The sequence below is a fragment of the Candidatus Omnitrophota bacterium genome (assembly GCA_023819145.1).
GTDB lineage: Bacteria > Omnitrophota > Gorgyraeia > DTHP01 > DTHP01 > JBFWKV01.
Window position 1 is genome coordinate 57,003 of the sequence record JAMWCW010000006.1, and the last position, 12,770, is coordinate 69,772.

16 protein-coding genes are annotated in these 12,770 nt (G+C 36.6%); 1 reads left to right on the plus strand and 15 read right to left on the minus strand.

What is annotated here, in order from left to right; translation table 11 throughout:
• Positions 1-154 precede the first annotated feature (154 nt).
• From NC818_04425 to NC818_04495, 15 genes are all read right to left on the minus strand, one after another.
• Positions 155-955, minus strand: a complete 801-nt coding sequence (locus NC818_04425) for an ABC transporter ATP-binding protein (GenBank protein MCM8784000.1) — start codon at positions 953-955, stop codon at positions 155-157.
• A 2-nt stretch (positions 956-957) separates the two neighbouring features.
• The gene (locus tag NC818_04430) at positions 958-1,965 is read right to left on the minus strand and encodes an iron ABC transporter permease (GenBank protein MCM8784001.1); all 1,008 of its coding nucleotides are present in this window, start codon (positions 1,963-1,965) and stop codon (positions 958-960) included.
• The gene (locus tag NC818_04435; protein ID MCM8784002.1) at positions 1,940-2,833 is read right to left on the minus strand and encodes a cobalamin-binding protein; all 894 of its coding nucleotides are present in this window, start codon (positions 2,831-2,833) and stop codon (positions 1,940-1,942) included. The genes NC818_04430 and NC818_04435 overlap by 26 nt, the downstream gene beginning before the upstream one ends.
• Positions 2,834-2,841: 8 nt before the next feature.
• The gene (locus NC818_04440) at positions 2,842-3,375 is read right to left on the minus strand and encodes a cob(I)yrinic acid a,c-diamide adenosyltransferase (protein MCM8784003.1); all 534 of its coding nucleotides are present in this window, start codon (positions 3,373-3,375) and stop codon (positions 2,842-2,844) included.
• Positions 3,376-3,378: 3 nt separating this feature from the next.
• Positions 3,379-4,374 carry a polyprenyl synthetase family protein gene (locus NC818_04445; protein ID MCM8784004.1) on the minus strand — a complete coding sequence of 332 codons (996 nt, stop codon included), beginning with the start codon at positions 4,372-4,374 and terminating at the stop codon, positions 3,379-3,381.
• Positions 4,375-4,397: 23 nt separating this feature from the next.
• Positions 4,398-4,634, minus strand: a complete 237-nt coding sequence (locus NC818_04450) for an NIL domain-containing protein (protein MCM8784005.1) — start codon at positions 4,632-4,634, stop codon at positions 4,398-4,400.
• A 67-nt stretch (positions 4,635-4,701) separates the two neighbouring features.
• Complete coding sequence (locus NC818_04455; protein ID MCM8784006.1) at positions 4,702-5,457, minus strand: HesA/MoeB/ThiF family protein; 756 nt, start codon at positions 5,455-5,457, stop codon at positions 4,702-4,704.
• A gap of 3 nt (positions 5,458-5,460) precedes the next feature.
• Positions 5,461-5,736: a MoaD/ThiS family protein gene (locus tag NC818_04460; protein ID MCM8784007.1), complete on the minus strand. Its 276-nt coding sequence runs from the start codon at positions 5,734-5,736 to the stop codon at positions 5,461-5,463.
• A 15-nt stretch (positions 5,737-5,751) separates the two neighbouring features.
• The gene (locus NC818_04465) at positions 5,752-6,987 is read right to left on the minus strand and encodes a threonine synthase (protein MCM8784008.1); all 1,236 of its coding nucleotides are present in this window, start codon (positions 6,985-6,987) and stop codon (positions 5,752-5,754) included.
• A 26-nt stretch (positions 6,988-7,013) separates the two neighbouring features.
• Complete coding sequence (locus NC818_04470; protein ID MCM8784009.1) at positions 7,014-7,547, minus strand: TlpA family protein disulfide reductase; 534 nt, start codon at positions 7,545-7,547, stop codon at positions 7,014-7,016.
• The gene (locus NC818_04475) at positions 7,544-8,248 is read right to left on the minus strand and encodes a hypothetical protein (protein MCM8784010.1); all 705 of its coding nucleotides are present in this window, start codon (positions 8,246-8,248) and stop codon (positions 7,544-7,546) included. Before NC818_04475 ends, NC818_04470 begins: the two co-directional genes overlap by 4 nt.
• Before the next feature lie 67 nt (positions 8,249-8,315).
• A complete protein-coding gene (locus NC818_04480) occupies positions 8,316-9,293 on the minus strand; it encodes a 4Fe-4S binding protein (protein ID MCM8784011.1) in 978 nt (325 codons plus the stop codon).
• Positions 9,294-9,356: 63 nt separating this feature from the next.
• A complete protein-coding gene (gene cysK, locus NC818_04485; GenBank protein MCM8784012.1) occupies positions 9,357-10,280 on the minus strand; it encodes a cysteine synthase A in 924 nt (307 codons plus the stop codon).
• Positions 10,264-10,686 carry a M67 family metallopeptidase gene (locus NC818_04490; GenBank protein MCM8784013.1) on the minus strand — a complete coding sequence of 141 codons (423 nt, stop codon included), beginning with the start codon at positions 10,684-10,686 and terminating at the stop codon, positions 10,264-10,266. The genes cysK and NC818_04490 overlap by 17 nt, the downstream gene beginning before the upstream one ends.
• A gap of 1 nt (position 10,687) precedes the next feature.
• Positions 10,688-11,128, minus strand: a complete 441-nt coding sequence (locus tag NC818_04495; protein ID MCM8784014.1) for an Rrf2 family transcriptional regulator — start codon at positions 11,126-11,128, stop codon at positions 10,688-10,690.
• 282 nt (positions 11,129-11,410) lie between these two features.
• On the opposite strand from NC818_04495, the gene rsxC reads away from it, so the two are divergent.
• Positions 11,411-12,715 carry an electron transport complex subunit RsxC gene (gene rsxC, locus NC818_04500; GenBank protein ID MCM8784015.1) on the plus strand — a complete coding sequence of 435 codons (1,305 nt, stop codon included), beginning with the start codon at positions 11,411-11,413 and terminating at the stop codon, positions 12,713-12,715.
• Positions 12,716-12,770 lie beyond the last annotated feature (55 nt).

Sequence of the window (12,770 nt, forward strand, 5' to 3'; positions counted from 1 at the left end):
TTTTTCAAACGAGTAAAAAAATTTTTTTCAAAAAGTGTTTTTTGTTTTAAAAATATAGTAAAATAATATAAGTGTCAAGAAAAATCTTTAAAAGTGGTATTGATTTTTGAATCTAATTCTACGTTAAAGAAGTTTTATGCTCAAAAGAGAAATATTAACGGAGTTTCTGAGGGATAGTAAAGATGTGAGGTCTTTTGGTTACGGGGTTATCTTTTACCACCACTACTGTATCGTACACCTCTTCAATAAGCTTATAATCTAATACCTCCTGAGGCGTTCCTAACCTTATCATCTCTCCCTCGCTAAGCAGCAGCAAACGGTTACAATATTGGCTTGCTAAATTAAGGTCATGTAGTACCGAAATGACCGTGATGTTTTTCTGGCGGTTCAATTTATCCAGAAGGTCAAATATTTTTATCTCATGCCCAATATCCAAATGTGCAGTTGGCTCATCCAATAAAATGAGAGTCGGCTCTTGAATAAGCGCACGGGTAATAAAAACCATTTGTTTCTCTCCCAAACTCAATTCATCAATACTTGCTGAAATAAAATTTTCTATCCCCGTGAGTCTTACCTTCGCCTCAATTACTTCCCAGTCTTTTTTTCTCTCTACTTTATACCGTTTCAAAAAAGGGTACCTTCCCATCTTGAGAATTTCCAAAACCGAGAAACTAAACCAGACTTGAGTCTGTTGAGGAACATAAGCAATTTCCTGCGCAAGAATTCTTGGAGAGATACTACGTATGTCTTTATCCCGAAAAAGTATCTTTCCTTTTAAAGAAGGTAATATTCTTAAAATATTCCTTAAAAGAGTGGATTTTCCCGCTCCATTTGGACCAATGATTCCTAAAAACTCTCCTTCCTTAATTTGAAAGTTTATATTTTTCAAAACAGTCTTTCTTCCATAACCGGAAGAAAGATTTTCTACACTCAGTAAAATTTTCTTTTCGGTCATCACTATTTAAAAACAACTTTCTTCTTTTTTTGCAGTAGATAAATAAAAACCAACCCCCCAATAAAAGCAGTAATTACACCAATAGGAATCTCTATCGGACTAAAAACAGTACGTGCAAAGGTATCGGAGATGATAATAAAAATTGCTCCTCCTAAGAAAGAAGATGGTATTAACAAGCGATGTTCATTCCCTGAGAAAAAACGTATAATATGGGGTACAATTAAACCTACGAAACCAACGATTCCACATACTGCCACTGCAGTGGCAGTAATTAAGGAAGCAACGTAGATAAGCAGGCGTTTAATCTTTTCAACCTCAATCCCTAATGAAACCGCCTCTTCCTCACCTAAAGAGATTGCATTAAGTTCTCTGGCAAATAAAAAGGAAATTGTTACACCGAAAATTCCAATAATCGCCGTAGTCAATAAAAGAGAATTATCTACTACCTCTAAATTACCCAAAAGCCATCCCATAACTCCGCGCATCAGTTTATCTTCGAAAAGCCAGACTATAAATATAAGAATATTAGTTAAAATTACCCCTACAACCACTCCCGAAAGAAGCAAATTTTGCGGAGGAAGTCTCCCTTCTACTTGGGCTAATCTTTTAACCATAAAGATACTCAGTAAACTACCCAAAAAACCACTCAACGGAAGATACAGTACTCCGCAACGAACCAAAGTCCCTCCCATAACCATCGCCACTACTACTCCTAATCCTCCACCGCTGGACACTCCTAAAATATAAGGGTCTGCCAAGGGATTACGTAATACCGCCTGAAAAATCACTCCCGCAACCGAGAGCATTCCCCCAATCATCGCACCTTGAATGATGCGTTTAAGACGAAGAACAAAGATAATTCTCTCTACCTCAGAAATGATAATTCCTTTAAAGGATAGAGAAACTGTCCCCAAGAAAGCAGAACATATGATTGAAAGCAATAGAAAGATTATGAGTATTGAGATTAACAAAATACCTTTTTTTCTATTCACCAGAAGTTTCTTTTCCATAAAATCTCACAAAGAGTTGTTTTATCCCTTCGATTATGCGCGGGCCTGGCCGTAGAAGAATATCAGGGTCTATGTCTGCATAAATTCTATTATTCTTTACCGCTCTAATCACATTCCATCCATAACGATATGATAAATTATTCTCATTTTTTACTCCGTTATACATATAAGCTCTAATAATTACATCCGGAGAATTTTTAATCACAAATTCCTCAGAGATGCGAGAAAATTTTCTCTTGATATTCCGGGCAATATTTATTCCTCCCGCCAGTGAAATCATTTCATCTAAATAGGAACTGTTTCCACAGGTAATTAAAGGTGGATACCAAATTTCTAAAAAAACCTTTGGTCGCTTTGAAACATCTATCCTGTTAAGCTCGCTTTGAATCTCTAGCAATTCCTGCTCCAGGTGAAAAACAAGGTTCTTTGCTTCTTCTTCTCTAGTAGTAATTTTACCTATTTCCAGAACATTTTGAAAAAGCTCTTTAATATTCTCTGGATCGGCAATAAATACCTTCAGTCCTGCGCGTCTCAATTTTAAAATAATAGAGTTTTGCTCTAAACCGGTAGTAAAAATTATATCTGGCTTAAGAGAAATGATTTTTTCCAAACTAGGTTGGCTAAAAGTCCCTACCTTTTCGATGTTTTCTGCTGGAGAAGGATAATTGGAAAAACTGTCCACACCCACAATATTTCTCCCTAAACCTAAAGCAAAGAGAATTTCCGTAGTGCTGGGAGCGAGCGAAACAATTCTTAAATCCTGAGCAAACACCCAAGATAGAGAAAAAACCAAACCTAAAATCAAAAATCCCAAAATTATCCCTTTAGGATTTAGGATTTTAAGTTTAGAATTTGGGTTTTTCTCCATTTAAATTCTTAATATTCGATTCCTTCTCTTGCCTTTATCCCTTTTTGAAAAGGATGTTTAATTTCTTTTATTTCGCTGATATAATCCGCATATTCCCTCAATTTATTAACCAAAGGCCTGCCGGTAATAATTAATTCTGTGGATTTAGATTTATTCTTTATCAACTCAATTATATCCCCTTCTGAAATCAAATCACAATCAACTGCATTGAGAATTTCATCAAGAATAACCAGGTCGTAATTTCCGACTTTAAGACTATGCCTTATTTCTTTTAAAGCTTTGTTTAGAACATTCCTTGCCTTTTCTTTTTTTATTTTTTTACAAAAAATAGGATGTCTTTGCCCAAAACGCACAATCTTAATACCTTCTCCTAACTTTTCTATTGCTTTAACTTCTCCTGAGAGAAGATTTTTGGGTTTAAAGAACTGAAAGATTATTATTTTTCTTCCCCAGCCCCATGCTCGCAAGGCAAGGCCTAAAGCAGAAGTAGTCTTTCCTTTACCGCGACCATAATATACTTGCACCAAACCAGTTTTTTTCATTTTCTATTTTGCCAATCTTTCCAGTGGAAAGTCCGCCAAAGCAATCAGACTTTCTTTAAATTTGCTTTGAGGGAGGCAATTTATATCCTTTTTTGCCTTATCGGAAAAAAGCTTTGCTTTTTTTAAAGCTAACTCTACTGCCCGGTAAACCAAAGCAAGAATTCTTGCCCGGGGCATAGTCGCTCTATTCCTCAGAAAATTAAAAATCTCTCTTTTCTCTTCTCGGGAAAGAAAAGAAAATGGATAGATACAAGAAAAATTAATCTTTTTATTCTCTAATTCCTGAATGAAAGATTCTTCTTCAGAGATGATGTTGAGACAATCATCTACAATCTGGAGCGTTAAACCAAAATTTAAACCAAAATTCTCCACTGCCTTTATGAACAAACCTTCCCCTCCCACAATAGACGCTCCTGCCCAACAAGCAGTAGACATAAGAGAGGCAGTCTTATTTTTTATTCTCTCAATATATTCACTTTCCTCAAAATTATTTATAGGATTTTTTTCTTTTATCTTTACCTCAATCATCGCATCCAAAATGTTCATAAATCTTTTAATGATTTCTTGCTGACCCACATCTATCAGAAGACCAAAAGTACGAGAGAAAAGGTATTCAGAAAATAAAAGAGTATAACTTCTTTGCCCCCTTTTAGAATTTAAATTTTCTCCTTGCTCCTCATCTATGTTTTGCATCACACTGTTTTGAAGCAATATTGCAGTATTAAATACTTCTATAGAAACAGCAAATTTATCTAAGCTGGAAAGATTCAAAGTATCGAGACTATTTCTACACACAGATTTCGCGGAAAGAAAAACCAGCCCCGGCCTTATCTCTCTCTGAGGAAGGGAAAGGAGGTATTCACAGAGGGGAAAGAATTCCTTCTCTTTTCTTGTAAGAATATCTTTGTAAGAATTCCCCCATAAAGATAACTCTTTTTTAACTGGAGAAAAAATATCGCAAAGGAAATCTTTTGCTTTAACCTCTCGATTATGAGACATTAATGAAATCCTCTGTCAAGAAACTACTCTACCACATCTCCTACCACCGACTCTACCTTTATGCCTAATTTCTCCAGATAGACCCTTGCTTTCTCCAGATTTTCTTTTGTCCCACTAAGTTCCAAAGTCACCTCACCCACTGTATCCGTAACCCTTGCTCTCCGGATATTAGGAATGATATTAAATTTCTTTGCCATATTATAAATAACTGGTTTTTTAACTAAATTCTGAGGAAATACTAAATGTACCATTTTTTTCATATCCACCTCCTTTTCATCGTTTATGACTCTAAAGAAAGAATTAAGGTAAATTCCGCCTATTAGCCCTCTACTCACGTAGAGGTCCACAAACAGGGCAGTTCTTATTGGGCTTAAGGGCGATTTTCTTAAAATCCATGTTATTGCCTTCCCAAATAAGCAGTCTATTCCTAAGATTCTCTCCAACACCTGTTAAATATTTGAGCACCTCTAACGCTTCTAAACAGCCAATTACCCCTGGGGTAGCACCAACAACCGGAAATCTTTCCTTTGGAGGGGCCTCAGGAAAGATGCAAAAAAGGCAGGGAGTCTGAGGAACCTGAATAAAGCTCAAATATCCGCTCATACCCCAAACACTGGCATAAACAAACGGAATTTTCTTACGAATCGCACACTGGTTCAGAACTAAACGCGTCTCAAAGTTATCCATGCAATCTACAACTATTTGACTTGTTCCTACAAAGCTATCTACATTCTCCTCCGTTATCTTCTCAGGTATATCCTTGACCTCTATGACAGGATTAAGCACTTTGAGTGTTTCCTTAGCCGATAGGGCTTTATTTATGCCAAGGCGTTTATCATGATGCAGTATTTGACGATTAAGATTGGAGAGTTCAGAAATATCAAAATCACAAATATTAATCTTCCCAACCCCTGCTACTGCAAGATATATTGCTACAGGTGACCCTAACCCCCCAGCTCCGGCAATAAAGACTTCGGCATTTTTTATCTTCTTTTGCCCCTCCTCACCCCAGCCTTCAATGATTAGTTGTCTTGAATATCGCTCTAAATCATAAGAAGTAAGTTCTTTGATTTTCTCCATCATTATCTATCCTCCGGCAATAGCAGGAATTATAGAAATCTCATCCCCTTCTTTTAAAGGAGTCTTTTCCATTTGTAAAAAACGGATATCCTCGTCATTAACATATAGGTTAACAAACCTGCGAATTTTCCCTTTTTCATCAACAATCCTTTCTTTTATACCCGGAAACTTTTTTTCTAAACTTTCTACCAACTCCTCAATGTTTTTCCCCTCTGCTTCGACCTCCGCGAGATTATTTGTTATTTTCTGCAAAGGGGTAGGAATACGCACCTTTACTGCCATATAATACCTCCTACTTTATTCTTCGTGTATTTTAAGATTCTCTATAAAAGATTCTAAACTCGGCTTAATTCTCCATGGTTTTTTTAGCTTAGGAATAACTGCATCTTGTGTCTTTAATCCATTACCCGTAATAGAAACAACAATCGACTCATCCTTAGGAATTATCTTATTCTCAATCAGCTTTTTAGTCGCGGCTAAGGTGACACCACCAGCAGTTTCTGTGAAAATACCTTCAGTTTTTGCTAAAATTTGGATTGCTTCAACAATCTCCTCGTCAGAAACATTCTCTCCCGACCCTCGAGATTCTTTTACCGTCGATACTGCATAATAACCATCCGCAGGATTCCCGATGGCTAAAGATTTAGCAATGGTCTTGGGTTTTACAGGTTTGATTATCTCTGAATTCTCTTTAATTGCAGTTACTACCGGAGAACAACCCTCTGCCTGCGCAGCATAGACTTTTGTCCTTGGCTTATCCACAAACCCTAGTTTATATAACTCTTGAAATGCCTTCCAGATTTTTGAAATTAAAGACCCTCCCGCAACGGGAACAACGATATTCTGTGGAAGCCTCCATCCTAATTGTTCGGCAATTTCAAAACCAAAAGTCTTAGAACCTTCTGCATAATAAGGACGAATATTAATATTTACAAATGCCCATCGATATCGGGAAGCAATCTCTGTGCAAAGACGATTTACTTCATCATAATTGCCCTCTACGGCTACAACCGAAGCACCATAAACAAGTGTGGAAACAATTTTTGCCATTTCCAAGTCTGCAGGAATAAAGATAAAACTACGTAAGCCACAAAGAGCTGACTGCGCCGAAACAGAGTTTGCTAAATTTCCTGTTGAAGCACAGGCTACGGTATTAAAACCAAACTCCTTTGCCTTAGACAACGCCACCGCTACCACTCTATCTTTAAAAGAAAGTGTAGGATGACTCACAGAATCATCTTTAATATAAATCTCTTTCACTCCCAAATAATCTGCAAGATTATGTGCTCGGACTAAAGGAGTAAATCCTGAATGCAAACCACTTGTTGGCTCTTTATCTAAAGGCAACAATTCCCGATATCGCCAAAGATTATATGGACGTTTAGAAATTTCTTTTTTGGTCATAATTTTTTTTATTTTTGCATAATCATAAACAACCTCTAAAGAACCGAAACAGTATTCACAAACAAAAAGCACATCTTTAGGATACTCTCTTCCACATTCCCGACAACGCAATCCTAATACATAAGACATAGTTTGCTTACCTCCTTTATTCTCTTTTAAAGAAGTTCTTCTATGATTTCTTCCAGATTATTTGGCCAGAAAAAATTATAATACTTTATATTACCCTCACGGTCAATAATAATATCCGTGGGGACCCCAATCACTTTATAAAGATGAGAAACCTCCATATATTCATCCAAAAGAATAAGATAAGGAATCTCTTCTTTTTTTTTAATTCTATTTACAATCTCCTTACCTTCGCCAATAATCACCGTTAGAACTTCCACATCTTTCCCACCATATTTAGCATGAATTTTTTTAAGTATAGGAATCTCTCTTATACAATAAGGACAGCGGCTCGTCCAAAATGTCAAAAGCACAACTTTATCTCTAAAATCTTTTAAAGAAAATACCTCTCCCGAAACATCTGGTAGACTAAATTCCCACGCTTTTAAAACTGAAGAAGAAGCTTCTGTCTTATTTGTTATTTCCTCATTTACTCTATCTGTGGCATTATGGAACAATTTCCATCCCGATAATCCTAAGATTACCAAAAACAAAATTAAAATTATCCAACCTTTATTTTTCATAGTATTCTCCCCGCCTTAAGAAAATAATATTCACTTGCCAATAACAAAAGCCAAGCAAAAATTTTTCTTATCTTCATTAGCCATCTACCGGATTTAGGAAGGCTGGCCAATATTCCTGAAAACGTTCCCACAATAATCATAATCAACCCCATGCCATATGCAAAAACAAAAAGGAGACTCATCCCCAAAAAAATATTTCTCTTAATTGCCACAGATAAAAGAATTGCGCCCAACACTGGAGTAGTGCATGGACTGATAACTAACGCCGAAACCATGCCCACAAAAAGCGCACCTAAAAAACCTTTTTTCTCAACCTCCCATCTTTTTTCTTTTAGAAATCTTGGAATAGGAAGTTCAAATACTCCAAATAAAGAAAGACTAAAAAGTAAGCAAAAATTGCCCACGATAACGTAGCTTAAGGGGTGTTGAGTCAACTCTCCAAATACTTTTCCTGTAAGTACTGCTCCTATACCTAATAAAGAATAAACTACTGCAAAACCAAGGACATAAAAAATACTTAAAAAGAACCCTCTAAACTTTGAACCTATACTATGACTACCAATATAGCCTACAGTCACAGGAATTAAAGGATATACACAAGGAGTAAAACTCATCAAAACACCCCCTAAAAATGCTAAGATATAGGTAAGGAGTGATATATTTACAAGGTATCTTTCAAAATTATGGAGCATATCTAACATCTCTAAGAGAAACTTAATTATTATAGGATTTCCATCCTATTTATAACTTTAAACTGTCAACTTATTCCTAAATTATTTCCTGACGCAATTTCTCAATCCCTACACGATTCAGAATATTTGCTAAACGCTCTCCTTTTTTTGCTTCTTTAACATAGAAATTAAGAGTCTTTTTTATCGCATTAAGCGCCTGTTTCTCATCTAAAAAATTGGCGATTTTTCTTCCTAACTGCGGAAACCTTCCCCATTTTCCTCCCACATACATTGCTAACCCAAAGAGTTTTATCTGCCAAGCACTTTGGGGACAATTGAGAATACAGAGACCACAATACACACATTTTGACTCCTCTAATTCAATCTCTTTCTTACGCGGATGAATCTTGATTGCATCGGTAGGACAAATTCCTTCACAGGTTCTACAGAAATTACATTTCTCTTTATGCCATTCAGGCATTACCTGCCCACAGAAACCAATCTCATTTTCTTGTGCTCTTGCACAGGAATTAGTACAACCAGAGATACTAATACGAAATTTGTGGGGCAGACTAATTTTATTTTTTATACGGGTTTCCAAAACCTCGCGATTTATCTCTGGAATTGTTAACCCTTTCTCTGCCTCGGCATCCCAAGAAAAAATTTCTATCTCTTCCTTACCATAAAATTCCCGTTCAATCTGTTCTGCAAGATTAAGTGTGTCAACCCATGCCCAAGGACACCAACGATTTCCCGGACAGGAAACTACTGCCCTCACTCTTGAACCACTCACACTTATACTCAAGTTAACCTTCTCTAATTCTTCCTTAACCAAAAGAAGGTTATCCCGATGGACATAAGGAATTTCTATGCCTTGGCGTGGAGTAAGATGCACAAACCCCTGGCCATAATTCTTAGCCAATTCCGAAAGCTTTGCGAGTTGTTCCGAACTTAACATACCTAAAGAATTCTTAATTCGCAAACAAAAAAAATCTTTCTGTCTCTGTCTTAAGTAAGCCCATTGCTTTAACTCCACAGGACTAATTCTAAAACTCTCTAATTTTTCTCCCTCCATATTCTAAAATCTCCTTATTAATTTTTAAGTATTTTACCACAAAGAATGCAAATATCCTAAAGTTTATTGCATTATGGAGATGTATCTTTCTCCCCTGTCCGGGAAAATAACCACTACTTTCTTTGTCTTACTGAGGTTATTTGCTACCTTAAGTGCTGCCCAACAGGCTGCACCTGAAGAAACCCCTACGAAAATCCCTTCTTCCCAGGCTAATCTTTTAGCAATTTTAAAAGCATCCTCATCAGAAACTCGAACTATTTCATCAATAATCTCTCTGTTGAGAACGCGGGGTATAAACCCTGCTCCAATTCCTTGAATCTTATGCACACCACTATCCCTTCCCGATAAAACTGCACTTGTTTCCGGTTCGACTGCCACAATTCTAATTTTGGGGTTTTTCTTTTTCAAAACTTCCCCTACGCCGGTAATTGTTCCTCCTGTGCCTACTCCTGCTACAAAAGCATCTATTTCTCCTTTGGTCTGATTCCAGATTTCTTGGGCAGTCATCCTCCGATGCGCCTCGGGGTTTGCTGAATTATTAAACTGCTGGGGCATAAAACTGTTGGGTATTTTTTTCAGAAGTTCCTCTGCTTTTCTTATTGCCCCCTGCATCCCCGCGTCTCCGGGAGTAAGTATTACCTCTGCTCCGTAGGATTCAAGAATACATCTTCTCTCTAAACTCATTGTTTCGGGCATCGTAAGAATGCATTTATACCCTTTTACTGCACAGACCATAGCCAAACCGATTCCTGTATTGCCGCTGGTGGGTTCAATCACTGTCCCGCCAGGCTTAAGCATTCCCTCCTCCTCTGCCACCTCAATCATCATAAGACATATTCTATCTTTTATGCTTCCACCAGGATTAAAACTTTCTAATTTTGCTAAAACCTGGGCATGTTCTAAATCAACAATTTTATTCAATCTTACCAGAGGAGTCTGGCCAATCAACTCCAGAACATTCTTAGCTATCTTATCTCCGAAAGGCATTTTGACCTCCTTGTATCTTCATCTTTTCTTCTTCTATTTTATCTCCATTGATTCTGTAAACCCGAATTTCAGGATTATTAAAATTTTTTAGCGAAACAATAAGATAAAAAAAATCAGGATAAAATGCAAGTTCTCTGTCTCTGCTTGAGGGATAAGCTGAACCGTCGGGGTGAGAATGATATATCCCTAATATTTTCATTTTTAACTTTTCTGTTTCTTTGAATGCTTTTAATTGCTCTTTCGCATCAGCAAGGAATCTAGTAGAGTCTTTTTCGATATTGGGAAGGGCAAAAATTTTTTCTGCCTTGTCATTCCTACCTACAAATATCCCGCATGCTTCTAAAGGGAATTCTTTCTTACAGTGTTTAATTATCTTTTCCAAAACTTTTCTTTCTAAAACCAACATTTTAAATAGTGTAGATTAAAAGTTTCTTTTTTGATCTAATTTCATTGACCAAATCCTCAAAACTTACACTGTCAATAACCTCTTCAGTCTTTTTAGTAACATCTTTCCATATTCTGCGAAAAACACAACTGTTTATTTCCTGGCATCCTTTATATCCTTCATCTACACAGGCAATTGGTTCGATGGCTCCTTCCATAAAACGTACCACCTCACCCAGTTTTATCTGCGAAGGATGTCGCGCCAAAAAGTAACCTCCCACACTCCCTCTTTTACTTTCTACAAATCCTCCTCTTTTTAACTCCCTTAATATCTGCTCTAAAAACTTTTCCGGTATATCCAAACGGCTACTTAATTTAGAAATGGTCTCTACTCTGTCGCCATAGTGTAGCGCCAATTCCAAAACTGTCTTCAGTGCATAATCTCCTTTATAGGTTATTTTCATAATTTATATAATCTCTATTGACTTAGTAGAGTATAGATAAAAAAAGTAAAACTGTCAAGGATAAATTAAATACTACTCCTTTTTTGTAGTCAAAAATAAACAGGAGACTTTCTAAACACCTCTTATTAGAAATTTGTCCCTTCCTTTAATTACAGATTCTCATAGAAAACCCCTTTATTATTGAGGCATCTGAGATTGTAAATTCCATTGACTTCCTGAATATCTCTATATTATAATAAATCAAAATTTTTGTGCTTTAACAACAATAACTGAGTGTAGAAAATGTTTTTTAAAAAAACATTCCCAGGGGGAATACATCCCCCTACCTATAAGAACCTAACCCAAAATTATCCCCTTGAGGAAATACCCTCTCCCCAGAAAGTGGTCTTACCTCTCATCCAGCATAGCGGTAGCCCCGCTGAACCTTTAGTTAAACCCGAAGAAGTGGTAAGCATGGGACAGAAAATTGCTTCCTCGGATAAATATATCTCCGCACCCATTCATGCCTCTATCTCTGGAAAAGTTTCCAAAATAGATTATTTCAACCACCCTATCCTGGGTAAGTCTTTAGCGATTTTTATTGAAGATACAGGAGTTCACCCAGATTTTATACCATTTACCAAAGAAAATCCCGAGAATTTATCTCCCCCAGAGTTAAAAAAAATAATTCAGGAAGCCGGTATTGTGGGTTTAGGAGGAGCGGGGTTTCCTACGCACGTTAAACTCTCATCTCCCAAGCCCATCGACACATTAATCCTCAATGCCGCAGAATGCGAGCCATATCTTACTTGCGATGAGCGACTTTTGCAAGAAAAACCAATCGAAGTCTTTAAAGGTTTAGAAATTATTATAAAAATAATCTCTCCAAAGAGTGTTTTCATAGGAATTGAAGATAATAAGAAAGAGTTAATAAAAACCATAGAGGAAAATCTCCATAAACTTGGATTAAATAAAATAAAAACCTTCATTTTAAAAACTAAATATCCTCAGGGAGGAGAAAAACAACTCATTAAAGCAATAACTGGACGTATCGTCCCTTCGGGAGGACTCCCTTTTGATGTCGGAACATTAGTCCACAATGTGGGAACTGTCTTTGCTGTATACGAAGCAGTTTATTTAGGAAAGCCCCTCTATGAAAGAATAATCACTATATCGGGAAAGGCAATTAAGAAACGAGGAAACTTCAAAGTAAAAATGGGTACTTTACTTTCTGACATCGTCGAATATTGTGGAGGATTTATTAAAGAACCTAAAAAAATAATCTTCGGAGGCCCAATGATGGGAATTGCTCAATGGAGTTTAGATACCCCCATAATAAAAGGAACCTCCGGTGTTTTATTTCTTACTGATGAAGAACTAAACTTAGAAAATTCAACCGCCTGTATCCGTTGTGGAAAATGTATTGAAGTATGCCCGATGCAGATTATGCCTGCTTCTATTGGTTTAGCCGGAGAATATAATAAATGGAATATTGCAAAAGAATATTCACCGTTAGATTGTATTGAATGTGGCGCTTGTAGCTACATTTGTCCCACAAGAAGAGATTTAGTGCAATTTATAAAATTAGCAAAACAATTTACTCGTTAATTTCGTTAAACTCGTTCACCAAGCTTAACGAGCGAACCTAGTTTTAATGACCTAA

Coding starts and splice junctions, on each gene's coding strand:
- NC818_04425 (MCM8784000.1), bottom strand. CDS start 955: ATGACCGAAAAGAAAATTTTACTGAGTGTAGAAAATCTTTCTTCCGGT.
- NC818_04430 (MCM8784001.1), bottom strand. CDS start 1,965: ATGGAAAAGAAACTTCTGGTGAATAGAAAAAAAGGTATTTTGTTAATC.
- NC818_04435 (MCM8784002.1), bottom strand. CDS start 2,833: ATGGAGAAAAACCCAAATTCTAAACTTAAAATCCTAAATCCTAAAGGG.
- NC818_04440 (MCM8784003.1), bottom strand. CDS start 3,375: ATGAAAAAAACTGGTTTGGTGCAAGTATATTATGGTCGCGGTAAAGGA.
- NC818_04445 (MCM8784004.1), bottom strand. CDS start 4,374: ATGTCTCATAATCGAGAGGTTAAAGCAAAAGATTTCCTTTGCGATATT.
- NC818_04450 (MCM8784005.1), bottom strand. CDS start 4,634: ATGAAAAAAATGGTACATTTAGTATTTCCTCAGAATTTAGTTAAAAAA.
- NC818_04455 (MCM8784006.1), bottom strand. CDS start 5,457: ATGATGGAGAAAATCAAAGAACTTACTTCTTATGATTTAGAGCGATAT.
- NC818_04460 (MCM8784007.1), bottom strand. CDS start 5,736: ATGGCAGTAAAGGTGCGTATTCCTACCCCTTTGCAGAAAATAACAAAT.
- NC818_04465 (MCM8784008.1), bottom strand. CDS start 6,987: ATGTCTTATGTATTAGGATTGCGTTGTCGGGAATGTGGAAGAGAGTAT.
- NC818_04470 (MCM8784009.1), bottom strand. CDS start 7,547: ATGAAAAATAAAGGTTGGATAATTTTAATTTTGTTTTTGGTAATCTTA.
- NC818_04475 (MCM8784010.1), bottom strand. CDS start 8,248: ATGTTAGATATGCTCCATAATTTTGAAAGATACCTTGTAAATATATCA.
- NC818_04480 (MCM8784011.1), bottom strand. CDS start 9,293: ATGGAGGGAGAAAAATTAGAGAGTTTTAGAATTAGTCCTGTGGAGTTA.
- cysK (MCM8784012.1), bottom strand. CDS start 10,280: ATGCCTTTCGGAGATAAGATAGCTAAGAATGTTCTGGAGTTGATTGGC.
- NC818_04490 (MCM8784013.1), bottom strand. CDS start 10,686: ATGTTGGTTTTAGAAAGAAAAGTTTTGGAAAAGATAATTAAACACTGT.
- NC818_04495 (MCM8784014.1), bottom strand. CDS start 11,128: ATGAAAATAACCTATAAAGGAGATTATGCACTGAAGACAGTTTTGGAA.
- rsxC (MCM8784015.1), top strand. CDS start 11,411: ATGTTTTTTAAAAAAACATTCCCAGGGGGAATACATCCCCCTACCTAT.